General features: G+C 73.1%; 22 protein-coding genes and 2 pseudogenes. 15 read left to right on the top strand and 9 right to left on the bottom strand.

The window, feature by feature from the left end; genetic code table 11:
- The first annotated feature begins 20 nt into the window (after window positions 1-20).
- From JK359_RS22475 to JK359_RS22465, 3 genes are all read left to right on the top strand, one after another.
- Window positions 21-1,397: an NAD(P)/FAD-dependent oxidoreductase gene (locus JK359_RS22475; RefSeq protein WP_201838396.1), complete on the top strand. Its 1,377-nt coding sequence runs from the start codon at window positions 21-23 to the stop codon at window positions 1,395-1,397.
- Window positions 1,398-1,494: 97 nt separating this feature from the next.
- A complete protein-coding gene (locus tag JK359_RS22470) occupies window positions 1,495-1,704 on the top strand; it encodes a DUF4287 domain-containing protein (protein WP_201838394.1) in 210 nt (69 codons plus the stop codon).
- A gap of 97 nt (window positions 1,705-1,801) precedes the next feature.
- A complete protein-coding gene (locus JK359_RS22465; RefSeq protein WP_201838393.1) occupies window positions 1,802-4,024 on the top strand; it encodes an FUSC family protein in 2,223 nt (740 codons plus the stop codon).
- 13 nt (window positions 4,025-4,037) lie between these two features.
- Here JK359_RS22465 and JK359_RS22460 read toward each other — a convergent pair whose 3' ends face one another.
- Together JK359_RS22460 and JK359_RS22455 are read right to left on the bottom strand one after the other, a co-directional pair.
- Window positions 4,038-4,904, bottom strand: coding sequence for a SigB/SigF/SigG family RNA polymerase sigma factor (locus tag JK359_RS22460; protein ID WP_201838387.1), 867 nt, complete (start codon window positions 4,902-4,904; stop codon window positions 4,038-4,040).
- Between the two features lie 233 nt (window positions 4,905-5,137).
- Window positions 5,138-5,572 (bottom strand): ATP-binding protein, encoded by a 435-nt coding sequence (locus tag JK359_RS22455; protein WP_201838385.1) that lies wholly within the window; start codon window positions 5,570-5,572, stop codon window positions 5,138-5,140.
- A gap of 127 nt (window positions 5,573-5,699) precedes the next feature.
- On the opposite strand from JK359_RS22455, the gene JK359_RS22450 reads away from it, so the two are divergent.
- Together JK359_RS22450 and JK359_RS22445 are read left to right on the top strand one after the other, a co-directional pair.
- Window positions 5,700-5,942, top strand: coding sequence for a hypothetical protein (locus JK359_RS22450; RefSeq protein WP_201838383.1), 243 nt, complete (start codon window positions 5,700-5,702; stop codon window positions 5,940-5,942).
- 274 nt (window positions 5,943-6,216) lie between these two features.
- Window positions 6,217-6,675: a cyclic nucleotide-binding domain-containing protein gene (locus JK359_RS22445; RefSeq protein WP_201838381.1), complete on the top strand. Its 459-nt coding sequence runs from the start codon at window positions 6,217-6,219 to the stop codon at window positions 6,673-6,675.
- A gap of 42 nt (window positions 6,676-6,717) precedes the next feature.
- Here the strand turns inward: JK359_RS22445 and JK359_RS22440 are convergent.
- Window positions 6,718-6,861, bottom strand: a pseudogene (locus JK359_RS22440) (LysE family transporter); the annotation flags it as partial.
- A 1-nt stretch (window position 6,862) separates the two neighbouring features.
- On the opposite strand from JK359_RS22440, the pseudogene JK359_RS22435 reads away from it, so the two are divergent.
- Together JK359_RS22435 and JK359_RS22430 are read left to right on the top strand one after the other, a co-directional pair.
- Window positions 6,863-7,033 (top strand): annotated as a pseudogene (locus tag JK359_RS22435) (LysR family transcriptional regulator); the annotation flags it as partial.
- A 482-nt stretch (window positions 7,034-7,515) separates the two neighbouring features.
- Entirely contained in the window at window positions 7,516-7,767 is a 252-nt protein-coding gene (locus JK359_RS22430; RefSeq protein ID WP_201838380.1) for a WhiB family transcriptional regulator, read from the top strand.
- Between the two features lie 204 nt (window positions 7,768-7,971).
- Here JK359_RS22430 and JK359_RS22425 read toward each other — a convergent pair whose 3' ends face one another.
- From JK359_RS22425 to JK359_RS22415, 3 genes are all read right to left on the bottom strand, one after another.
- Window positions 7,972-8,421, bottom strand: coding sequence for a DUF6098 family protein (locus JK359_RS22425; RefSeq protein ID WP_201838379.1), 450 nt, complete (start codon window positions 8,419-8,421; stop codon window positions 7,972-7,974).
- A 134-nt stretch (window positions 8,422-8,555) separates the two neighbouring features.
- Window positions 8,556-8,897, bottom strand: a complete 342-nt coding sequence (locus JK359_RS22420) for a hypothetical protein (protein WP_201838378.1) — start codon at window positions 8,895-8,897, stop codon at window positions 8,556-8,558.
- Between the two features lie 41 nt (window positions 8,898-8,938).
- Window positions 8,939-10,348, bottom strand: a complete 1,410-nt coding sequence (locus JK359_RS22415) for a M1 family metallopeptidase (protein WP_201838377.1) — start codon at window positions 10,346-10,348, stop codon at window positions 8,939-8,941.
- A gap of 170 nt (window positions 10,349-10,518) precedes the next feature.
- Between JK359_RS22415 and JK359_RS22410 the strand changes: the two genes are divergently transcribed.
- Window positions 10,519-10,869, top strand: a complete 351-nt coding sequence (locus JK359_RS22410) for a DUF488 domain-containing protein (protein WP_201838376.1) — start codon at window positions 10,519-10,521, stop codon at window positions 10,867-10,869.
- 2 nt (window positions 10,870-10,871) lie between these two features.
- Here the strand turns inward: JK359_RS22410 and JK359_RS22405 are convergent, their stop codons facing one another.
- Window positions 10,872-12,545, bottom strand: a complete 1,674-nt coding sequence (locus JK359_RS22405) for an FAD-binding dehydrogenase (protein ID WP_201838484.1) — start codon at window positions 12,543-12,545, stop codon at window positions 10,872-10,874.
- 26 nt (window positions 12,546-12,571) lie between these two features.
- The gene (locus JK359_RS22400) at window positions 12,572-13,138 is read right to left on the bottom strand and encodes a TetR/AcrR family transcriptional regulator (RefSeq protein WP_201838482.1); all 567 of its coding nucleotides are present in this window, start codon (window positions 13,136-13,138) and stop codon (window positions 12,572-12,574) included.
- A gap of 254 nt (window positions 13,139-13,392) precedes the next feature.
- On the opposite strand from JK359_RS22400, the gene JK359_RS22395 reads away from it, so the two are divergent.
- The 3 genes from JK359_RS22395 (at window position 13,393) to JK359_RS22385 (ending at window position 16,319) form a co-directional block, all read left to right on the top strand.
- Window positions 13,393-14,022, top strand: a complete 630-nt coding sequence (locus JK359_RS22395; RefSeq protein WP_201838375.1) for an alpha-ketoglutarate-dependent dioxygenase AlkB — start codon at window positions 13,393-13,395, stop codon at window positions 14,020-14,022.
- An 85-nt stretch (window positions 14,023-14,107) separates the two neighbouring features.
- Window positions 14,108-14,854 carry an MBL fold metallo-hydrolase gene (locus JK359_RS22390; RefSeq protein WP_201838374.1) on the top strand — a complete coding sequence of 249 codons (747 nt, stop codon included), beginning with the start codon at window positions 14,108-14,110 and terminating at the stop codon, window positions 14,852-14,854.
- A 190-nt stretch (window positions 14,855-15,044) separates the two neighbouring features.
- The gene (locus JK359_RS22385; protein WP_201838373.1) at window positions 15,045-16,319 is read left to right on the top strand and encodes a DUF4032 domain-containing protein; all 1,275 of its coding nucleotides are present in this window, start codon (window positions 15,045-15,047) and stop codon (window positions 16,317-16,319) included.
- 1 nt (window position 16,320) lies between these two features.
- On the opposite strand, the gene JK359_RS22380 is transcribed toward JK359_RS22385, so the two are convergent.
- On the bottom strand, window positions 16,321-17,187 hold the full coding sequence (locus tag JK359_RS22380; RefSeq protein WP_201838371.1) for a universal stress protein: 867 nt from the start codon (window positions 17,185-17,187) through the stop codon (window positions 16,321-16,323).
- Between the two features lie 60 nt (window positions 17,188-17,247).
- On the opposite strand from JK359_RS22380, the gene JK359_RS22375 reads away from it, so the two are divergent.
- From JK359_RS22375 to JK359_RS22360, 4 genes are all read left to right on the top strand, one after another.
- Window positions 17,248-17,601 (top strand): VOC family protein, encoded by a 354-nt coding sequence (locus JK359_RS22375; RefSeq protein ID WP_201838370.1) that lies wholly within the window; start codon window positions 17,248-17,250, stop codon window positions 17,599-17,601.
- A 119-nt stretch (window positions 17,602-17,720) separates the two neighbouring features.
- Entirely contained in the window at window positions 17,721-19,397 is a 1,677-nt protein-coding gene (locus tag JK359_RS22370; RefSeq protein WP_201838369.1) for an NAD(P)/FAD-dependent oxidoreductase, read from the top strand.
- Complete coding sequence (locus JK359_RS22365; protein WP_201838364.1) at window positions 19,394-20,845, top strand: ATP-binding protein; 1,452 nt, start codon at window positions 19,394-19,396, stop codon at window positions 20,843-20,845. Before JK359_RS22370 ends, JK359_RS22365 begins: the two co-directional genes overlap by 4 nt.
- Window positions 20,842-21,192, top strand: coding sequence for a UBP-type zinc finger domain-containing protein (locus tag JK359_RS22360; protein WP_201838362.1), 351 nt, complete (start codon window positions 20,842-20,844; stop codon window positions 21,190-21,192). The genes JK359_RS22365 and JK359_RS22360 overlap by 4 nt, the downstream gene beginning before the upstream one ends.
- Window positions 21,193-21,224 lie beyond the last annotated feature (32 nt).

Below are 21,224 nucleotides of genomic sequence, written 5' to 3'. Positions count from 1 at the left end.
GCCTGGAGCCGCAGAAAGGGATGGACACCGTGACACGACCCAGGATCCTGGTGGTCGGCGCCGGCTTCGCCGGAGTCGAGTGCGTCCGCCGGCTGGAACGGAAACTCGGACCCGGTGAGGCCGACGTCGCGCTGGTGACGCCGTTCTCGTACCAGCTCTACCTGCCACTGCTGCCCCAGGTCGCCTCCGGCGTGCTGACGCCGCAGTCGATCGCCCTGTCCCTGCGCCGCAGCAGGAAGTACCGCACCCGGATCATCCCGGGCGGCGCGATCGGCGTGGACCTGAGGGCCAAGGTGTGCGTCATCCGCACCATCACCGGAAAGATCGTCAACGAGCGCTACGACTACATCGTACTGGCCCCGGGCAGCGTGACCCGCACCTTCGACATCCCGGGCCTGACCGAGCACGCGTTCGGCATGAAGACCCTCGCCGAGGCCGCCTACATCCGCGACCACGTCATCTCGCAGCTGGACCTGGCGGACGCCAGCGACGACCCGGCTGAGCGGGCCGCGCGGCTGCAGTTCGTGGTGGTGGGCGGCGGGTACGCCGGCACCGAGACCGCGGCCTGCCTGCAGCGCCTCACGCACGCCGCCGTACGGCACTACCCGCGGCTGGATCCGGGGCTGATCAAGTGGCACCTGATCGACATCGCGCCCAAACTCATGCCGGAGCTGGGCGACAAGCTCGGCCGCAGCGCGCAGGAGATACTCAAGCGGCGCGGCATCGACGTCTCGCTGGGCGTGTCGATCGACAAGGCCGGCGCGGAGGAGGTCACCTTCACCGACGGCCGGGTGGTGCCGACGCACACCCTGATCTGGACGGCGGGCGTGGTGGCCAGCCCGCTGATCGCCACGCTCGACGCGGAGACGGTCCGCGGCCGGCTGGCGGTCGACGCCGAGATGACCCTGCCGGGCCACGACGGGGTGTTCGCGCTCGGCGACTCGGCCGCAGTGCCGGACCTGGCCAAGAACGACGAGGGCGCGATCTGCCCGCCCACCGCGCAGCACGCCATGCGGCAGGGCAAGAAGGTCGCCGACAACGTCATCGCGACGCTGCGCGGGCAGCCCCTGCAGCCGTACGTGCACAAGGACCTGGGGCTGGTCGTCGACCTCGGCGGCAAGGACGCGGTGTCCAAGCCGCTGGGCGTGGAACTGCGCGGTCTGGCGGCGCAGGCGGCGGCCCGCGGTTACCACTGGGCGGCACTGCGCACCAACGTCGCCAAGACCCGGGTACTGACCAACTGGCTGCTGAACGCGGTGGCGGGCAACGATTTCGTCCGCACCGGGTTCCAGGCCCGCAGGCCGGCACGGCTGAAGGACTTCGAGTTCACGGACTCCTACCTGACGCCCGAGCAGGTACGGGCCCTGGTGGGAGACACGGGCATCGACCATCCGTGATGTGACCGGGATCACCGAGAGGCCGCCGATCATTCCGCACCGGACCGGCGGTCTTCTCAGGTGTTCAGGAAACGTCACACGGACGGGACACACCACCATGACCGAGAAGACCGTGAAGGGCCCCGCGAGCTACTTCCCCTCGATCGAGAAGAAGTACGGCCGCCCGGTCACCGAGTGGCAGGAGCTGATCCGCTCCTCGCCGCTGACCAGGCACATGGAGCTGGTCGGCTGGCTCAAGTCCGAGCACGGACTCGGCCACGGGCACGCCAACGCCCTGGTGGCCGCCACGCTCGCCGAGGGCCGGTAGTCCCCGGCCCGCGTGCGATGCTGGGCCGGAGATCGATTTCCGGTACGGGAGAGAGCGCGGCGCAGTGAGGGCAGCGGGACGGTCGGGACGGGTACGGATGTGGGACCGGCTCGCCGCGTCCGATCCCGGACTGCTCCGCCTCACCGCGGGACTGCGCACGGTCGCCGCCATCGCCCTCACCCTCGCCGTCCTCGGCGCGCTGCGGGTCCCGGTGCCCCAACTCGTCGCCGGGGCCATCGCGGCGATGGCCGCCACCTTCGCCGTCCGGGAGAAGCAGCGCGCCCGGCAGGCGGTCACCCTGGCGCTGGGCCTGCCCGTCGCGCTGGCGTCCGTGTCGTTGGGGGCGCTGCTCGCCCAACGCGTCGTCGCCGGGGACCTGTTCTTCGTCGCCCTCATCTTCTGTGCCGTCTACGGCCGCCGGTTCGGCGACCGGGGTACGGCACTCGGGCTGATCGGCTTCCAGGTCTACTTCCTCTCCCTGTTCGTGGGCGCGACGCCGTCCGCGCTGCCGGCGCTGTACGGCGTCATCTGCGTGGCTTTCGCGTGCAGCGCACTCGCCCGCTTCGTGCTCCTGCCGCAGACCCCGGCAGGCACCCTGGACCGGCTGCGGAGGGCCTTCCGCGCCCGGCTGGCCCAGCTGCTCGCCGTCCAGGCCGAGTTGCTGGACGCCGGGCCCGACGGGGTGGAGAAGGTCCTGGTGGACCTGCGCACCGGTACCGCCCGGCTGCACGAGACGGCGCTGCTCATCCAGGGCCGGCTGGAGGAAGGCACCGCGGACCCGGCGGTGGCCCGGCTGCTCCAGCGCCGGATCGCGGACGCCGAGATCGCCGCCGAACGGCTCGGTCTGCTGCTGCTCACCGCGCGCAGCGCCGAGCGGACCGACACGCTCACCCTTCATCTGCCGGGCGCCTCGCTGCCCTCCGCGGGGGAGCTGCCGGTGCGGGACGAGGCGACGGCCGCGCTGCGCCGGGACCTGCAGGCGCTGCGGGTGCTGATGCTCCGCCCGGCCCGCGAGGCCTCGGGCACCGCGCTCGCGCAGGTGCGCAACCGGCTGCTCGGCTACCGCGAGGAGGAGAACCTGCCCGAGGCGTCCCCGGCCGTGCAGGACGTCTTCCGGGGCCTCGGCGAGGCCGCGCGGGCGGCCATGGGTCTGCGGGTCGCGCTGGACGGGCCGCAGGACGAGTCCGACGACTCGCCGGCGACCGCCCGCTCCCGCGAGGAGCTGGACGCCGAGGACGCGGCGATCGAGATCAGCGAGGACAGCGAACCGGAGGCGGTGGAGCCGGCCGGGCTGGAGCGGCCCACCACCCGGGCCGCGGTCCAGGTGGCCGTCGGCTCCTCGCTGGCCATCGTCGGCGGTGAACTGCTCTCCAGCCAGCGCTGGTACTGGGCGGTGCTGACCTGCTGGATCGTCTTCATCAACACCGCCTCCACGGGCGAGATCCTGGTGAAGGGCTACCGGCGGCTGCTGGGCACGGTGCTCGGCGTGGTGGCCGGCATCGGGCTCGCCGGGCTGGTCGGGCACCACACCTGGACGGCGTTCGCGCTGGTCCTGCTGTTCATCTTCGCGATGTTCTACACGGCGCCCCTGTCGTACACGCTGATGTCGTTCTTCGTGACGGCGATGCTGGGCCTGCTGTACACCCTGCTGAACACGTACAGCACGTCGGTGCTGGTGCTGCGGATCGAGGAGACCGCGCTGGGAGCGGCCTGCGGGGTGATCGCGGCGGCGCTGGTGCTGCCGGTCCGCACGGACCGGCGTACCAACGACCTCCTCGTGGAGGTCCTGGAGCGGCTCGCGGACGTCACCCGGGCCGCCGTCGACCAGTTGAGCGGCGGGGCGGGCGGGGACCTGGTGGAGCAGGCGCGGGAGCTGGACCAGGCGCTGGCCGACCTGCGCGCGGCCACCCAGCCGCTGACGCATCCGATCACCCCGCTGCGCTCACGGCGGGACACCGCCCGCTACGTGGTGGCGCTGCTGGAGACCTGCGCGTACCACGCGCGCTCCCTCGCGGCGACGGCGGAGCTGCTGCCGACGCATCCGTCGATCGCGGCGGACCCCCGGCTGCGCGGGGCGTGCGGCCGCATCGTGCACAACATCGAGTCGATCGCCGCGCACGTCACGGACCCGCGGTCCGCCGAGCGGATCGAGACCGGCCCCAGCATCGCGTCGATGCTGGAGCCGGGCACCCTGCGCATGCCGCGCTACGGCCGCGTGACGGACCGGGTGCTGCGCCATCTGCAGCGGCTGGACGAGGCCGTCTCCGGCCTGGCACGGCTCCTGGACGTGGCCGGCGGGCCGGCGCAGCCCGCGCAGTGAGCGGGGTGAGCGCTCACCGGGCTTCACCGCCGGGGCGCCGGCTGCCGAGCACCTCGTCGCGGACGCGGGCGCAGCTGCGGCTGATCAGCCGGGAGACGTGCATCTGGGAGATGCCCAGCTGGTCGGCGATGCGGCTCTGCGTCATGTCCTCGAAGAAGCGCATGTAGAGAATGGCCCGCTCGCGCTCCGGCAGCCGGCGCAGCCCTTCCTTGGCGGCCTCCCGGTCGACGACGACGTCGTAGGAGGTGTCGGTGGCGCCCAGGGTGTCGGCCAGGCTGTAGCCGTCGTCGCCGGCGGACAGCTCGGCGTCCAGGGACAGGGTGCTGAAGCTCTCCAGCGCCTCCATGCCCGCGGACACCTCCTCCTCGCTGAGGCCGGTGTGCGCGGCGACGGCGGCGACGGTGGGTTCGGGGCTGCCGGGGTGCTGGGTCAGCTCCCGCCGGGCCACGCGGACGCGGTTGCGCAGTTCCTGCACGCGGCGCGGCACCCGCAGGGCCCACATGCGGTCGCGGAAGTGCCGCTTGACCTCGCCGGTGATGGTCGGCACGGCGTAGCTCTCGAAGGCCCCGCGGGAGGGGTCGAACCTGTCGATGGCCTTCACCAGGCCGAGCGCGGCCACCTGGCGCAGGTCCTCGACGGACTCGCCGCGGTCGCGGAACCGGCCGGCGATCCGGTGGGCCATGGGCAGCCATGCGGTGACGAGCTCGTCGCGCACCGCGTCCCGCTCGGGACCGTCGTCCAGCTCCGCCAGCCGGACGAAGAGCTGGGCGGTGTCCGGGGCGTCGTCGTGGGTACGCCGGGCGGGCGTCGCGCCGGCGGCAGGGGTGGTGTCGGTGACGGCGGTCGTGCCGGGACGGCTTGTCGACATGTCGGTCAGCATGCGGAATCGCTCCTGAACGTGGTTTCAGGGCACGGCCGGAACACGGGTTCCGGGATCCGGCCCGAACGGGGGTGTCAGGGGTCGCCGCGGGTGAGCAACCGGGCCCGCCAGGAGGGGGCCCAGCCAGCCGTACTGGTCACCGCTGGGCGCGCGCCTCCGGTCCGAAGCACGAGATTCCGTCTGCCCCCCGGCCCCGCGGGCAAACACCGGGGGGCGAAACTCCGACGGCCGTCTCAGCGCAGCGGCACGACGGCCGTGATGCGCTTGCCGCCGCGGGGCAGCTCGGTCACCCGGACGTCCCTGGACAGCCGGCACACGATGGGCCAGCCCCTGCCCCCGGGCCGGGCGCGTCCGCGCTCGTCGTCGGCCGCGTGGGCGACCGGAAGTGCTTCGCTGCGGTCGCTCACCGAGACCCGGACGCCGCCGGAGTCCACCTCGACGTCGAAGCCGGTGATGCCGCCGCCGTGCAGCAGCGCGTTGGTGGTGAGTTCGGAGGTGACCAGCAGGGCGTCCTCCACGGCCTCGGGCGGGCAGGACACGGCCCCGGCGCGGCAGCGTTCGGTCATCACCCGCTCGACCGTTCTGCGGGCGTCGGCGGGGCGGAGCGGTGGTCGGCGGCGCTGCTCCGGCAGGGTTGCGGAGGGGCCGGTCCGGTGCTTGTCGAGCATCCCTTCCTCCCTGGACGGTGCCCGGATTGCAAGGTTTTCCTCTCCCTGTCGGCTGACCTCTTCGAGCGCCGTCAAACCCGGCCGGAGCACTTGTCATCGCCGTGCGGGGCGCGGGTACCCGGGCGGTATGACCGATGTGGTGGACGCGGACGAGTTGTTGCGGAGGATCTGGCGGGGCCGTGCGTGCGCGGCCGAGGCGGAGCGCTCCTGGCGGGAGCGGGCGCAGCGGCTGACGGCGACGGATCCGGACGGCGCGCGGGAGGCGGCGGTACGGGCGCACGCGTACGAGGCGGTGCTGCGGGTGCTGGAGGAGATCGTCAGCCCGGGCGGGGGCCCGGTGCGGGCGGACGGAGTGAAACAGGTCACCTGACCTGCTTCTGGCTGGATACTGTCAAGAGCAATGGTTTATTGTTCATCCATACGTGATGCACGGAGCGGCGCGGAACCGTCCTTCCCCCCTCCTATGTGCGTCACCGCATACGGCCCTGGCTGGCTTCCCCCGTCCAGCCAGGGCTTTTTGCTGCCCGCAGAAGGGTGGCAGCGGCGAAAACCGCCGCCTTCGAGGTGCTCCCGACGGCGGCAGCGGCTGAAATGGGCTTAGGCACAGCACTCGAACCGCAACCGCCGCCAGGCGAGGAGCGCGCATGACCAAAGCGATCAAACTGCTCACCGCCCTGCCCCAGGCCCAGCGCGAGCGCCTGATGGAGCTGGCCAAGGAGGTCTCCTTCCCGGAGGACACCCGCATCTTCGAGGCGGGCGGCACCGCCGACCGGTTCTGGGTGATCCGCTCGGGCGCCGTCCACCTGGATCAGCAGGTCACCTCCCGGCAGCGGGTGACCGTGGCCACGCTCGGCGCCGGCGACCTGCTCGGCTGGTCCTGGCTCTTCCCGCCGTACCAGTGGGACTTCGGCGCGGTGGCCTTCAGCAATGTGCGCGCCTACGAGTTCGACGGGCCATCGGTGCTCGCGGTGTGCGTGGAGGACCCGCTGCTCGGGCTCTCCGTGGTGCGGACCGTGGCCGAGATCCTCGCCCACCGTCTGGAGACCACCCGTGGAAAGCTCATGGACCAGTACACGATCCGGCGGCGCGGCGGCCTCCTCTAGTCCGCCGGGGCCCGCCTGGGACGCAGGCCTCAGGAACCGGCGAAGGGTCGCGCCCAGCGCGAGCATGGTGACGGCGACCAGACCGTCCAGCACCCGCCACGCGGCGGGCCGGGCCAGGAACCGGCCGAGCAGCCTGGCGCCGAAGCCGAGCGCGGCGAACCAGCAGAGGCCGGCGAGCGCCGCACCGGCCGCCGCGGCGCTGCACGTGACGCCGTCGGCGGTGAGCCAGCGGGTCAAGGCCCTGGAACAGCGCACCGGCCGGGTCCTGCTCCAGCGCACCAGACCGGTGCGGCCCACGGAGTCCGGCGCGGTGCTCGTGAGGTTCGCCCGGCAGCTCGCGCGGCTGGAGCGGGACGCCTGGTCCTGCTCGCCCCGCGCCGGTGGATGGACGTCGCACTCCACTGGCAGCCGTGGAAGCTGGACTCGCCCGCCCCGGCGGCCCTGGCGGACGCGGTGACGCGTACCGCGGCGGAGACGCGGCGCCGCTGAGCCCCGCGCGGCCGGTGCCGGGCGATCCGTCACATGACGGGCGCCCGGGGCGCCGTGACGGAGTACGGTGGGCCCGCAGTGGCGCGGCGGCCGCCGGACCGCCCCTCGGCCGTGCCGAACTCCCCGCCTCCGGTGCCCGGTCGGGCACTGCGGTGGCCCGCACGCCCCGCATACCGGCCTGTTGGCCGCGCAGGTCCCCCTGGGCCGGCGCGCGCCCCGTGGGAGCGGAGGGCGAGCGCCGCCCGATCCGCCACCGATCCGACCGTTTCACACCGTCCCGACCGGTCACCCGAATCCGGAGAACGCATTCGACAGGACACGGACGACTTCGAGCCGATCCAGGAGATTCCGATGGACAACTGGCGCCAACATGCCGCGTGCCGCCACGAGGACCCCGACCTGTTCTTCCCGATCGGCACCACCGGGCCGGCGCAGGTGCAGACCCAGCAGGCCAAGGTGGTGTGCGGGCGCTGCCCGGTCCGGGAACAGTGCCTGGAGTGGGCACTGGACACGGGGCAGAGCATCGGCATCTGGGGCGGTACGTCGGAGCCTGAACGCCGGGCGCTGCATCGCCGCGCCCGCTCCCGGCCGCGCTCGGGCTGAGCGCCGCCCGCGCCGTGGGGGCTCAGCGGCCCCCGCGGACCGTCCCGCGCCGTGGGGGCTCAGCGGCCCCCGCGGACCGTCCCGCACCGTGCGGCTCAGCGGCCCCCACGGACCAGCCCGCACCGTGCGGCTCAGCGGCCCCCACGGACCAGCCCGCCCCGTGCGGGCTCAGCGGCCCCCACGGACCGTCCCGCACGGTGCGGCTCAGCGGCCCCCGCGGCGTAGCGTCCCCCACTGCCGTTCCTGCCGGGCCACCTCGTCCTTCGCCGCGTCGATCACCTCACCGGCGATCCAGCACAGCGGCTCGGCGTCGGCCACGAGCGGCTCGTTGTCGGGGCCCCGGCCCGTCTCCCTCCCGGTGAGGACCCAGGGACGGACGCCGGGGCCCTTGTCGTGCGGCAGATGCGCGTAGTCGTACAGGCGGCGCGCCACCCACAGCCGCACGGAACGGTCCTCCCACCAGTCCTCCACGTCGAGCGGGTTGGCGGACAGCCCGGGCATGGGCACTCCGGTCAGCTCGTCGACGCTGGACACCTTTTCGAGGTCGGTGTCCGGCCCCTTGGACCAGCGCACGTACAGACCGCGGCGGCGCTCCACGAGGCGGGCCACCTCGCCGAGCGTGGTCACGACCGGCAGGTTCTCCGTGGTGCTCATGGCATGACCTCCCTCGACTGCGCGTGCGCGACCGGAGTACCCCCGGCGTGCGCCGGGAATCGGACCGCAACGTTCCGCCCTCGGCCCCGCCGCCGCAGGCCCCGCCGCTCACACCCGCCGCTCACACCCGGCGCTCACACCCGGCGCTCACACCCGGCGCTCACCCTGGAGAGCGGGAGGTTCCGGCCGCGCCCGGTGACGACGACGGCCCGCTCGCAGCGCTCGGGTAGCGTCGCGGACCGCCGGGGGCCGAGCACGGGTGTGCCCTGCGGCTGCGGCTCTCGCTTCGTCGGCCTCGCAGGGGAGGCCGTCGGGCGCGTGACCGCCTCGTGAGTGGGCGCCGGCGTCGTGCGGGAGGAGGTGGGCGCCGGACGCGAGGGCGTCCGGCGCCCGGTCGCCGCGGCCCCGCCGCCACAGCCGGTGAGCAGCAGCGGGGAGGCGAGGAGTGCGACAGTGGTGGCTCTGCGCCGGATCATGGGTCGACCATGGCCGACGGTCGTCTGGAACCGGTCAGGGCTCAGGCGCTGTCCGGCTTGCCGGCCGTGTACAGCCAGGTGTGCAGCAGCCTCTTCAGCGGCTTCCCCGACTTCTGCTCGGCAAGCCTGACGAACTCCCCGGTCGTGCCGTGCCCGCCGTGGTGCCCGGCCGTCCATGCCCGCAGGATCCGGAAGAAGTCGCGGTCGCCGACGGCCCGGCGCAGTTCGTGCAGGGCCATGGCGCCACGGGCGTAGACGGGCGTGCCGAAGATGCGGGCGCCGCTTCCCGGGTCGCCGGGCGGATAGGCCCACAGGTCGTCGCTCGCGGGGCGGGCGTAGAGCGCGTCGAAGGTCTGCTGCGCGCTCCGGCCGCCGTGCTGCTCGGTGTAGAGCCACTCGGCGTAGGTGGCGAAGCCCTCGTTGAGCCAGATGTCCTTCCAGGCGGTCAGCGAGACGGAGTCGCCGAACCACTGGTGGGCGTTCTCGTGGACCAGGGTGCCGAGGTCGGGCGCGGAGTCGTAGACCGGCCGGGTCTGGGTCTCCAGGGCGAAGCCGACGTTCGGGGCGTGGTCGACGATCGAACCCGCGGCGCGGTAGGGGTAGGGCCCGAACAGCTTGCTCTCCCAGTCCAGTACGGCGGGCAGCTTCTTGAGCACGGGTGCGGCGGCACGCGCCTCGCGGGCGTCCACGGCGTTGTAGACCTGGATGCCGTCGCGGGTGGTGTACCGCTCGATCCGGAACCTGCCGATGGTGGCGGTGGCGAGGTAGGCGGCCATGGGCTGGGTCTCGCGCCAGTGGAACGTGGTCCGCCCGTGGGCGGTGCGCTGCCCGAGCAGGACGCCGTTGGCGACGGCGGTGCGGCCCTGCGGGACGGTGACGGTGAAGTCGTAGGACGCCTTGTCCTTGGGGTGGCTGTTGGCCGGGAACCAGGTCATGGCGCCCTGCGGCTCGCTCGCGACGAACGCGCCGTCGTCGCTGGGGATCCAGCCGTCCACCGCGCCGTCGGGGTCGGTGACCGGTTTCGGGGTGCCGTGGTAGGCGACCGTGACGCGGAAGTCCTGGCCCGCGCGCAGGGCGTGGCGCGGGGTCACGACGAGTTCCTGGCCGTCGCGCCGGAAGGTGGCCGGTGTGCGGTCGACGGTGACGGCGGTGACCTTCAGGCCCTTCAGGTCGAGGTCGAAGCGGGTGAGCCGCCGGCCGGCGCGGGCGGTGAGCACCGCGGTGGCGTCCAGGCGGCGGGAGGTAGTGTCGTAGCGGAGCGTCAGGTCGTAGTGCCGGACGTCGTATCCGCCGTTGCCGCTGAGCGGGAAGTAGGGGTCGCCGGCGCCGGGTGCTCCGGTGGTGCCCGGCGCGGTGGGTCCACCGGCGCCGAGGAGCGCCGCGACGGCGACGGGTACGGTGGCGAGGACGGCGGTACGGCGGCGGGCGGGCTGTCTGCGCGGTGGCGTCACGTGCGCTCCTTGGAACGGGATGACCGGTGATCGACTGGCGGCCACCCTAGGCGCGGCGGGCGCCCGGTTTCCCCCTGGTTCCGGTCAAATCACGCCGCGTCGCCGTCCGGTGGGCGGGGCCGGCCGGAGTACGCTCGCCGGACCGTCCCCGACCTCTGAAGGGCTCCGCCGTGAGCGTGCGTCTGCGCCGGATCTACGAACCGCCCGAGCCCGACGACGGCCTGCGCGTGCTGGTCGACCGGCTCTGGCCGCGCGGCATCGCCAAGGAGGCGGCGCAGGTGGACGAGTGGCCCAAGGGGCTCACCCCGTCGAGCGAGCTGCGCACGTGGTACCACGCGGGCGAGGGCTCGTACGAGGAGTTCCGCACCCGGTACGAGCAGGAACTCGAGGCGCCGGAGGCCGCCGAACTGCTCGACGGCCTGCGCACGTCGGTCCGCGACGGGCGCGTGACGCTGCTGACGGCGTCGAAGAAGCCGGAGCAGAGCCACGCGTCCGTACTGGTGGAGCTGTTGGGCGGCTGAGTTCAGGCCGTCTGGCGGGCCGCCGCTCGTCCCGCGGCGCGCCCGGAGAACAGGCAGCCGCCGAGGAAGGTGCCCTCCAGGGCGTTGTAGCCGTGGACCCCGCCGCCGCCGAACCCGGCCACCTCGCCCGCCGCGTACAGCCCCTCGACCGGCGTGCCGTCGGTGCCGAGGGCGCGGGAGTCCAGGTCGGTCTGGATGCCGCCGAGGGTCTTGCGGGTGAGGATGCGCATCCGGACCCCGATGAGGGGGCCCGCGGCCGGGTCGAGGAGGCGGTGCGGGCCGGCGACCCGGCCGAGCCGGTCGCCGATGTAGCGGCGGGCGTTGCGGATGCCTTGGACCTGGGCGTCCTTGCTGTAGGGGTTGGCGATCTGCAGGTCGCGGGCGACGATCTGGCGGCGCACCTCCTCCGCGTCCAGCAGCGCCTTCCCGGTGAGGGCGTTCATCTTCCCCACCAGCTGCTCCAGGTTCCCGGCGGTCACGAAGTCGGCGCCGTGGTCGAGGAAGGCCTGCACCGGGGCGGGCGCGCCCTTGCCGAGGAGCCGGTCGCGCAGCACCGCCTTGCGGTCCTTGGCGGTGATGTCGGGGTTCTGCTCGGAGCCGGAGAGCGCGAACTCCTTCTCGATGATCTTCCGGGTGAGGATGAACCACGAGTGGTCGTAACCGGCGATGTCCTCGGTGGTGCGCAGGTACTTGAGGGTGCCCAGGGTGTCGTAGCCGGGCAGGCAGGGATCGGGCAGCCGGCGGCCGAGGGCGTCGAGCCAGACGGAGGACGGGCCGGGCAGGATGCGGATGCCGTGGCCGGGCCAGATGGGGTCCCAGTTCTGCAGGCCCTCGGTGTAGTGCCACATGCGGTCCCGGTTCACGAGCCGTACGCCGGCCTCGGCGCTGATGTCGAGCATGCGGCCGTCGACGTAGGCGGGGACGCCGGTGACCATCTCGGCGGGGGGTGTGCCGAGCCGCTCGGGCCAGTGGCGGCGGACGATGTCGTGGTCGGCGCCGATGCCGCCGGTGGTGACGACGACGGCCTGGGCGGTGAGTTCGAAGTCGCCGGCGCGCTCGCGGCCGGAGGCGACGCCGCGCGGGGAGTCGTCGGGGGCGAGTACGGTGCCGCGCACACCGCGGGCCGTTCCGTCCTCGATGACCAGCTCGTCGACCCGGTGGCGGTGGTGGAAGGTCAGCAGCCCGTCGCGGGCGGCCTGTCGGGCGTACCGGACGAAGGGCTCGACCACGCCGGTGCCGGTGCCCCAGGCGATGTGGAAGCGGGGCACGGAGTTGCCGTGGCCGTCGGCCCTGAGGTCGCCGCGCTCGGCCCAGCCGACGGTGGGCAGCAGCTCGATGCCGTGCCCCTGGAGCCAGGACCGCTTCTCGCCGGCGGCGAACTCGACGTAGGCGCGGGCCCAGCGCACCGCCCAGGAGTCCTCGTCCTCCAGACGGTCGAACTGCGCGCTGCCGCGCCAGTCGTTCCAGGCGAGGTCGAAGGAGTCCTTGATGCCGAGGCGGCGCTGCTCGGGCGAGTCGACGAGGAAGAGCCCGCCGAAGGACCAGAACGCCTGGCCGCCGAGGTTGGCGGCGTTCTCCTGGTCGACGAGGGCCACCCTGCGGCCCCGGCTGGTGAGTTCGTGCGCCGCGACCAGGCCGGCGAGACCCGCTCCGACGACGATGACGTCCGCGTCCATGGCGACTGTGTCCTTTCCGAGGGGGCTCATACCGGGGCCGCACCGCCGTCCGTCAGCAGCGCGGTGAGCAGCTGCTTCAGCCAGGCCCGGGCGGCCTCGACGTCCCTGTCCAGCAGCAGTTGGGTGGTGACCCCGTCGTACGCGGCGACCACGGCGTGGGCGGCGCCGTCGGCGTCGCCCAGTACGGCGGGCAGTTCGGTGTGACCCCGGGCCCGGAACAGGCGGTCGGCGATGGCCTGCCGGAGCCGGGCGCGGTGGTCGAGGAGGGCCCGGGCGACGGCGGGGTCACGGGCGGCGTGCACCAGGAAGTCGGTCTTCACCAGGAGCCAGTCCACGTCGAGCAGCAGCACCTCGGTGACCCGGTCCACGGAGGCGGGCACGTCCAGGTCGGGGCCGTCCTGGCCGAGCGCGTCGGCCACCTGGGAGGCGATGAGGTCGGCGCGGTCCTGGTAGAGGGCGAAGAACAGCTCGTCCAGGGTGGCGAAGTTCGAGTAGAAGGCGCCGCGGCTGAACCCGGCCGCCTCGCAGACCTCCTCGATGGAGACGCGCCCGAAGCCCTTGGCGGCGAACACGGCGAACGCGGCGTCGAGCAGCCGGGCGCGGGTGCGGACCCGGCGCCGGGTGACGCGCCTGGGTGCGTCACCCGCGTCGCCGCCCGTCTCACCTCTGCCGCCTTTGCCGCCCTCGTCGCCCGTCGCCACCAGGTCTCGCCTTCCCTCGAACACGCGCCCCCCGTTTCGATACGCGAATGTATCGGATACACCGATGTATCGAAAGAGGCCGGACGCCTCGGGACGCCGGACACAGCAAATGGAACGGATTTTCGATTCAGGAGTACGCTGGGCCCATGTCCACGCACCTCCAGGGCTCCCTGTTCGACCAGACCGACGAGCTGCGGCTCGGCCCGCTCGGCGGGCTGCGCCGGACCGAGCTGGGCGCCGGCGCCTGGATCGACGTCCTGCCGGGCTGGCTGAGCGGCGCGGACGCCCTGTTCGAGAAACTGGCGGCGGACGTCCCGTGGCGGGCCGAGCGCCGCAAGATGTACGACAACGTGGTGGCCGTCCCCCGCCTGCTCGCGTACTACGCGGCCCGGGACCCGCTCCCCCACCCGGTCCTGGCCGAGGCGCGCACCGCCCTGTCCCGGCACTACGCCGAGGAGCTGGGCGAGCCGTTCACCACGGCCGGGCTGTGCTTCTACCGCGACGGCCGGGACAGCGTGGCCTGGCACGGCGACCGGATCGGCCGGGGCGCCCGCGAGGACACCATGGTCGCGATCCTCTCCGTCGGCGCCCCGCGGGACCTGCTGCTGCGCCCGGCGGGCGGTGGCGGCGGCACCCTGCGCCGGCCCCTCGGCCACGGCGACCTCATCGTGATGGGCGGCTCCTGCCAGCGGACCTGGGAGCACTGCATCCCCAAGTCCACCCGCGCGACAGGGCCGCGGATCAGCATCCAGTTCCGGCCGCAGGGGGTGAACTGAGACGTCCGGCCGGCCCCTCCTGCGGGGCACCGGCGGATCTGGTTGGCTGTCCCCGACGATCAGCCGCTCAGGGCTCGGAGAGATCATGCGGGCAGAAGTACACCAAGTCGCCGACGGCACCTATCTGGTGCACGGCAACCACGTCAACTGGGTGATCCTGAAAGACGGCGACGCCGTCACTCTGGTGGACACCGGGTATCCCGGGGACCGCCAGGGAGTCCTGGAGTCACTGGCCGCGGTGGGCAGTTCGCCGGAGGCGGTCGCCGCCGTGCTGATCACCCACGCGCACAACGACCATCTGGGCTCGGCCGAGTACCTGCGCAGCTCCCACGGCACCCCGGTGTACCTGCATCCGGCCGAAGTACCGCACGCCCGCCGGGACTTCCTCCAGCAGGCGACCATCGGGGACGTCGTCCGCAACGCCTGGCGGCCCGGTGTCGTGCCCTGGGCGCTGCACGTGTTCAAGGTGGGCGGCACCGACCACAACCCCGTCAGCGCGCCCGAACCGTTCCCGGCCGAGGGCCCGCTCGACCTGCCCGGCCGGCCGGTGCCCGTGCACACCCCCGGTCACACGGACGGCCACTGCGTCTTCCACCTGCCCGGGTCGGGCATCGTGATCTCCGGGGACGCCCTGGTCACCGGGCACGCCACCTCGCGGATCAAGGGCCCGCAGGTGCTGCTCGACTTCTTCCACCACGAGCGGCCGCGGGCGCTGGAATCGCTGGAGCTGATCGCCGCGCTCGACGGCGACACCCTGCTGCCCGGCCACGGGCCCGTCCACCACGGCCCCGTACGCGCGGCCGCCGAGCAGGCCCGGGAGCGGGCCTCCTAGAAGCCGCGCCCGCCCGGGCCGGACCGCTCAAGAGCCGAGCCGGCCCGGGAGCGGGCTTTCCGGAAGCCGCGCAGACGCGACGCCGGTCTCCCGCAGACCGAACGGACACGGAAGCGGGCCTCCCGCAAAACCGAACAGATGCGGAAGCCGGCCTCCTGCAACGGGCGTCCGGGGTCTTAGGGTGCGTGCCATGGCCTTGCAGATCAGCGCCACGAACCCGGAGCACCCCGCGCTCCTGCTCGCCCTGCCCTGGGACGCGCCCCTGGAGGAGTGGCCCGAGGAATACCTCGTGCCACTCCCGCGCGGCATCTCCCGGCACGTCGTGCGGTACGCGCACGCCGGCGACGAGGTGATCGCCGTCAAGGAACTCGCCGAGCGTCCCGCCCTGCGCGAGTACCGGCTGCTGCGCGACCTAGACCGGCTGGGCATCCCGGCCGTCGACCCCCTCGCGGTGGTCACCGGCCGCACCGACCGCTCCGGCGCCCCGCTGGAGCCGGCCCTCGTCACCCGGCACCTGGGCGGCTCCCTGCCGTACCGCTCGATGTTCGAGACGACCATGCGCCCGGCGACCATGCACCGGCTGATGGACGCCCTCGCCGTGCTGCTGGTCCGGCTCCACCTCGCCGGGTTCGCCTGGGGCGACTGCTCGCTGTCCAACACCCTGTTCCGGCGGGACGCGGGCGCCTACGCGGCCTATCTCGTCGACGCCGAGACCGGCGACCTGCACCCGCGCCTCAGCCCCGGGCAGCGCGAGTACGACCTGGACCTGGCCCGCGTGAACATCAGCGGCGAGCTGCTGGACCTGGAGGCGTCCGGCGCACTCCACCCGTCCGTCGACCCGGTCGGGTTCGGCCGCGAGATCTGCACCCGGTACGAGGGGCTGTGGCGGGAACTGACCCGCACCTCGGTGTATCCGGCCGGCAAGTACCACTACATCGAACGCCGGATCCGCCGGCTGAACGAGCTGGGTTTCGACGTGGCCGAGATGCAGATCGAGCACTCGGCGGGCGGCGACAGCGTCACCTTCGTCCCCAAGGTCGTCGACGCCGGCCACCACCAGCGGCAGTTGCTGAGGCTGACCGGGCTGGACACCGAGGAGAACCAGGCTCGGCGGCTGCTGGGCGACCTGGAGAGCTGGATGGCCACCCAGGACGACCACGGCCCTGGCGATCCCGCCCCGGGCTCCCGGCTGCGCCCGCGCGCGGGGGACCTCCGTCCGGCACGCCCCGAGGTGCTGGCCCACCGCTGGGTCCGGGACGTCTTCCGGCCCGCCGTACGGGCGGTGCCGCCGGAGCTGCGCGGCTCCATGGACCCGGCGGAGATCTACCACGAACTCCTCGAACACCGCTGGTACCTGTCCGAGCGCGCCCAGCGCGACATAGGGCTCGACACCGCCGTACGGGACTACCTCGAGAACGTCCTGCCCAGGGCCCGCACCACCGGGGAGCCGGCCGGCCCCGAGTAGCTCACTCGTGCGGGACCACGGCCACCGGGCAGTCCGCGTGGTGCAGCACCCCGTGCGCGACCGACCCGATGCGGGCGCCCACGGCCGTCCGGTGCGCCCGCCGTCCGACGACCATGAGCTGGGCCCGGCCGGCCATCGACAGCAGCACCTGGCCGGCGCTGCCCATCTCGACGTGCTCGGCCACGGGCACCTCCGGGAACCGCTCCCGCCACGGCCGGAGCGCCTCGGCCAGCGCCTGCTTCTCGTACGGTTCCAGACCGCCCGCGTCGTCGAGCAGCTTGAGCGAACCGGGGCTGTAGGCGAAGACCGGCGGCAGGGTCCACGCCCGCACCGCCCGCACGGTCGCCCCGCGGGCCGCCGCCGTCCGGAACGCGAACCGCAGCGCCGCCGCGCTGTCCTCGGGGCCGCCGTGCTGACCGACCACGACGTCCCGGCCGGCCGCCTCCGCCACGGGCTGGTCCCCGGCGCGCACCAGCACCACGGGCCGGGCCGCCTCCGCGATCACCTGCTGGCCGACCGAGCCGAGCAGGAAGCCGATGACCGGTCCGTGCCCGCGCGAACCCAGCACCAGCATCTCGGCCCCGGCCGCCGCACCCGCCAGCGCCTCCACGGCCGCGCCCTCCACGACGTCCACGGTCACCGACAACTCCGGATGCTGCTCCGCGACGGTGCGCACGGCCTCCGCCACCCCTTGCGAGACCCAGTCGTGCTGGGTGTCCCGGTCGGCGGTCGCCAGTGCCTCGGCGTAGCGCCAGGCGTGCACCGCCCGCAGGGGGAGCCCCCGGCGTACGGCTTCCCTGGCCGCCCAGTGCAGGGCGGCCAGGCTCTCCGCGGTACCGTCCACACCTGCCGTGATCGGGCGTGTCATCCGTGGGCCTCCTCGAAGGATTCGCGCTGCTGCGGAGCCAGTCTTCACTACGCTGCGGTCATGACCTTGGAATGGGAGCAAGTGATCGTCGACGCGGCCGATCCGGCGGCGCTGGGCCGCTGGTGGGCCGAGGCGCTGGGCTGGGCGGTGGTGGACGACTCGTCCGACGAGTTCGAGATCCGGCCGGCACCGGAGCGGCTGCCGGGGCTCCTCTTCGTGGCGGTACCCGAGAAGAAGACGGTCAAGAACCGGCTGCACCTCGACTTCCGTCCGCAGGACCAGGCGGCCGAGGTGGCCCGGCTCCTCGCCCTCGGCGCCCGGCACGCGGACGTCGGGCAGGGCGAGCAGCCGTGGGTGACGCTGATGGACCCCGAGGGCAACGAGTTCTGCGTGCTCGGGCAGCGGCAGGGCTGATCACGGCCCCTGCCTCGTACCGGAGCGGATCCGGGCCATCGAACATACGATGGCCTGGTACCGGTGCGGTGGTCCCCACGACACCGGCCGGCGGGACCGACGCCCGGGGTGGGAGACGTATGGCACAGGCCGGCGAGACCGCGCGGACCGTCATCCTGACCGTGGACGACGATCCGGGGGTATCCCGTGCCGTCGCCCGCGATCTCAGGCGGCGCTACGGCGAGTCGTACCGGATCGTGCGCGCGGAGTCCGGGGAGTCCGCGCTGGAGGCGCTGCGCGAGCTGAAGCTGCGCGGCGACCTGGTGGCGGTGGTCCTGGCGGACTACCGGATGCCGCAGATGAACGGCATCGAGTTCCTGGAGCAGGCGCTCGACGTGTATCCGGGGGCCCGGCGGGTGCTGCTCACCGCGTACGCGGACACCAACGCGGCCATCGACGCGATCAACGTCGTCGACCTCGACCACTATCTGCTCAAGCCCTGGGACCCGCCGGAGGAGAAGCTCTATCCGGTGCTGGACGACCTGCTGGAGGCCTGGCGCAGCGGCGCCTACAAGCCGGTGCCCAGCACCAAGGTGGTGGGCCACCGCTGGTCGTCGCGGTCGTCGGACGTACGGGAGTTCCTGGCCCGCAACCAGGTGCCCTACCGCTGGTACTCGGTGGAGGAGCCGGAGGGGCAGCGGCTGCTGACCGCGGCCGGACAGGACGGGCAGCGGCTGCCGCTGGTGATCACCCCGGACGGTTCGGTGCTGGTGGAGCCGGAGGCGCCGGAGCTGGCCGCGCGGGTGGGCCTGGCGACCATGCCGACGGCCGACTTCTACGACCTGATCGTGATCGGTGGCGGCCCGGCCGGACTGGGCGCGGCCGTGTACGGGGCCTCGGAGGGGCTCAGGACCGTCCTGGTGGAGCGGTCGGCGACCGGCGGACAGGCCGGGCAGAGCTCCCGGATCGAGAACTACCTCGGCTTCCCGGACGGCGTCTCCGGTGCCCAGCTCACCGACCGGGCGCGGCGCCAGGCCGCGAAGTTCGGCGCCGAGATCCTGACCGCGCGCGAGGTGACCGGGCTGGAGATCAACGGAGCGGCCCGCATCGTACGGTTCGCCGACGGCTCGGCGATCGGGGCGCACAGCATCATCCTGGCGACGGGCGTGCAGTACCGGCAGCTGGAAGCACGGGGCTGCGCCGATCTGACCGGCTGCGGGGTGTTCTACGGTTCGGCGCTGACCGAGGCGACCGCCTGCCAGGGCCACGACGTGTACATCGTCGGCGGCGCCAACTCGGCCGGCCAGGCGGCCATGTACCTGTCGCGGTTCGCCAAGTCGGTGACCCTGCTGGTGCGCGGGGCCGATGTGGCGGCGTCGATGTCGTACTACCTGATCCAGCAGATCAACGACGCTCCCAACATCTCGGTGCGCAGCCGGACGGTGGTCGACGCCGCGCACGGCAGCGAGCGGCTGGAGCGGCTGACGCTGCGTGATCTGGCGACCGGGGAGACCGAAAGCGTCGACGCCGAGTGGGTGTTCGTGTTCATCGGCGCCGCCCCGCTGACCGACTGGCTCGGTGACACCGTGCTGCGCGACCCGCGCGGCTTCATCCTGGCCGGGCCCGATCTGACCGCCGACGGCCGGCCGCCGGCGGGCTGGGAGCTGGACCGGCCGCCGTACCACCTGGAGACCAGCATTCCCGGCGTGTTCGTGGCGGGCGACGCGCGCGCCGAGTCCGCCAAACGCGTCGCGTCCGCCGTCGGAGAGGGAGCCATGGCCGTGATGCTCGTCCACCGGTACCTGGAGCAGTCGTGAGCGGGCAGGTCGTGCCGTGCAGCCCGCAGGAGATCAGCTCGCTGTTCCTCTTCGAGAAACTGAGCCCCGAACAGCTGGGCCGGCTGTGCAGCCAGGGCCGGGTGGAGCGGTTCGAGCCCGGCCCGGTGTACACCGAGGGTGACCCCGCCACCTGCTTCTTCGTGATGATCGAGGGCACGGTCGTGCTGTACCGCCGGGTCGGCGGGGACGACGTGGAGGTCACCCGGACCTCGCAGCCCGGGGTGTACGCGGGGTCGATGCAGGCCTACCTGGGGGACCGGGTGCGGCAGGTGTACACCAACTCGATGCGGGTCACGGAGCCGACCCGGTTCTTCGTGCTGCCGGCGGACCTCTTCGCGGACGTCATGCGCGAGTGGTTCCCGATGGCCGTGCACCTGCTGGAGGGTCTGTTCTTCGGGGCGAAGAACACCCAGGCGATGATCGGGCAGCGGGAACGGCTGCTGGCGCTGGGCTCGTTGTCGGCGGGGCTCACGCACGAGCTGAACAACCCCGCGGCGGCTGCCGTCCGGGCCACCGCGACGCTGCGCGAGCGGGTCGCGAAGATGCGCCGCAAGCTCGGCATCATCGCCGAGGGCTCCTTCTCCCGTGACTGTCTGGCGAATCTGATCGAGATCCAGGAGCGCACCGCGGAGCGGGTGGCGAAGGCCCCCGTGCTCAGCCCGCTGGAGGCCGCCGACCGGGAGGACATGCTCACCGACTGGCTGGAGGACCACGGCATCGACAACGGCTGGCAGGTGGCACCCACCTTCGTCCAGGCCGGACTCGACGTCGACTGGCTGGAGCGGGTCGCGGCGGCGGTGGAGGGGGAGATCCTGCCGGGCGCCGTCGGCTGGCTCAACTACACCGTCGAGACCGAACTGCTGATGAACGAGATCGAGGACTCCACCACCCGCATCTCGCACCTGGTCGACGCGGCCAAGCAGTACTCGCAGCTGGACCGGGCGCCGTACCGCGAGGTGGACGTGCACGAACTCCTGGAGAGCACCCTGCTGATGCTCTCCGGGAAGATCGGGCCGGGCATCGAGGTCGTGAAGGAGTACGACCGTACGCTGCCGCCGGTGCCCGCCTATCCGGCGGAGCTGAACCAGGTGTGGACCAACCTCGTCGACAACGCCGTCTCGGCCATGCAGAGCGGCGGCGGCGAGGGCACGCTGACCGTGCGGACGGCGCTGGACCACGACCGGCTGCTGGTGGAGTTCAGGGACACCGGGCCCGGCGTCCCGCCGGAATTCAAGGACCGCATCTTCGACCCGTTCTTCACCACGAAACCGGTCGGTGAGGGGACCGGGCTCGGCCTGGACATCTCCTGGCGGATCGTCGTGAACAAGCACCACGGCAGCCTGCGGGTCGAGTCGGTGCCCGGCGACACCCGGTTCCAGGTGCTGCTGCCCCTGACCGCCGAGACGCCCGACGAGGAGACGGTATGAGCAACGACGACGCGATCGACCCGTCGGTGCCGCCCAGCGGTCCGGGCTGCGTGGAGTGCGACGAGGCGGGCGGCTGGTGGTTCCATCTGCGCCGGTGCGCGCAGTGCGGGCACATCGGCTGCTGCGACGACTCCCCCGCCAAGCACGCCACCGCCCACTACCGGGAGACCGGGCACCCGGTGATCCGCAGCTTCGAGCCGGGCGAGGACTGGTTCTGGAACTACGCCACCGAGGAGCTGTACGCCTCCGGCCCCGAACTCGCCCCACCCGCCGCCCATCCCGCCGACCAGCCGACCCCGGGCCCGGCCGGCCGGGTACCGGCGAACTGGGCGCAGACACTGCGCTGAACGGAGGCCGCTGGGCGGTCGCCGGCCGGGGG

Origin of the sequence: Streptomyces actinomycinicus, assembly GCF_016741775.1 — a bacterium.
Taxonomy (GTDB): Bacteria; Actinomycetota; Actinomycetes; order Streptomycetales; family Streptomycetaceae; genus Streptomyces; species Streptomyces actinomycinicus.
The sequence above is the reverse complement of the archived record's forward strand: the minus strand, read 5'-3'. Positions and strand labels throughout refer to the sequence as shown.

What these genes read in the sequence shown, in the direction of transcription:
- JK359_RS22475 (WP_201838396.1), top strand. Translation starts at nt 21, where the DNA reads ATGGACACCGTGACACGACCCAGGATCCTGGTGGTCGGCGCCGGCTTC.
- JK359_RS22470 (WP_201838394.1), top strand. Translation starts at nt 1,495, where the DNA reads ATGACCGAGAAGACCGTGAAGGGCCCCGCGAGCTACTTCCCCTCGATC.
- JK359_RS22465 (WP_201838393.1), top strand. Translation starts at nt 1,802, where the DNA reads ATGTGGGACCGGCTCGCCGCGTCCGATCCCGGACTGCTCCGCCTCACC.
- JK359_RS22460 (WP_201838387.1), bottom strand. Translation starts at nt 4,904, where the DNA reads ATGCTGACCGACATGTCGACAAGCCGTCCCGGCACGACCGCCGTCACC.
- JK359_RS22455 (WP_201838385.1), bottom strand. Translation starts at nt 5,572, where the DNA reads ATGCTCGACAAGCACCGGACCGGCCCCTCCGCAACCCTGCCGGAGCAG.
- JK359_RS22450 (WP_201838383.1), top strand. Translation starts at nt 5,700, where the DNA reads ATGACCGATGTGGTGGACGCGGACGAGTTGTTGCGGAGGATCTGGCGG.
- JK359_RS22445 (WP_201838381.1), top strand. Translation starts at nt 6,217, where the DNA reads ATGACCAAAGCGATCAAACTGCTCACCGCCCTGCCCCAGGCCCAGCGC.
- JK359_RS22430 (WP_201838380.1), top strand. Translation starts at nt 7,516, where the DNA reads ATGGACAACTGGCGCCAACATGCCGCGTGCCGCCACGAGGACCCCGAC.
- JK359_RS22425 (WP_201838379.1), bottom strand. Translation starts at nt 8,421, where the DNA reads ATGAGCACCACGGAGAACCTGCCGGTCGTGACCACGCTCGGCGAGGTG.
- JK359_RS22420 (WP_201838378.1), bottom strand. Translation starts at nt 8,897, where the DNA reads ATGATCCGGCGCAGAGCCACCACTGTCGCACTCCTCGCCTCCCCGCTG.
- JK359_RS22405 (WP_201838484.1), bottom strand. Translation starts at nt 12,545, where the DNA reads ATGGACGCGGACGTCATCGTCGTCGGAGCGGGTCTCGCCGGCCTGGTC.
- JK359_RS22395 (WP_201838375.1), top strand. Translation starts at nt 13,393, where the DNA reads ATGTCCACGCACCTCCAGGGCTCCCTGTTCGACCAGACCGACGAGCTG.
- JK359_RS22390 (WP_201838374.1), top strand. Translation starts at nt 14,108, where the DNA reads ATGCGGGCAGAAGTACACCAAGTCGCCGACGGCACCTATCTGGTGCAC.
- JK359_RS22385 (WP_201838373.1), top strand. Translation starts at nt 15,045, where the DNA reads ATGGCCTTGCAGATCAGCGCCACGAACCCGGAGCACCCCGCGCTCCTG.
- JK359_RS22380 (WP_201838371.1), bottom strand. Translation starts at nt 17,187, where the DNA reads ATGACACGCCCGATCACGGCAGGTGTGGACGGTACCGCGGAGAGCCTG.
- JK359_RS22375 (WP_201838370.1), top strand. Translation starts at nt 17,248, where the DNA reads ATGACCTTGGAATGGGAGCAAGTGATCGTCGACGCGGCCGATCCGGCG.
- JK359_RS22370 (WP_201838369.1), top strand. Translation starts at nt 17,721, where the DNA reads ATGGCACAGGCCGGCGAGACCGCGCGGACCGTCATCCTGACCGTGGAC.
- JK359_RS22360 (WP_201838362.1), top strand. Translation starts at nt 20,842, where the DNA reads ATGAGCAACGACGACGCGATCGACCCGTCGGTGCCGCCCAGCGGTCCG.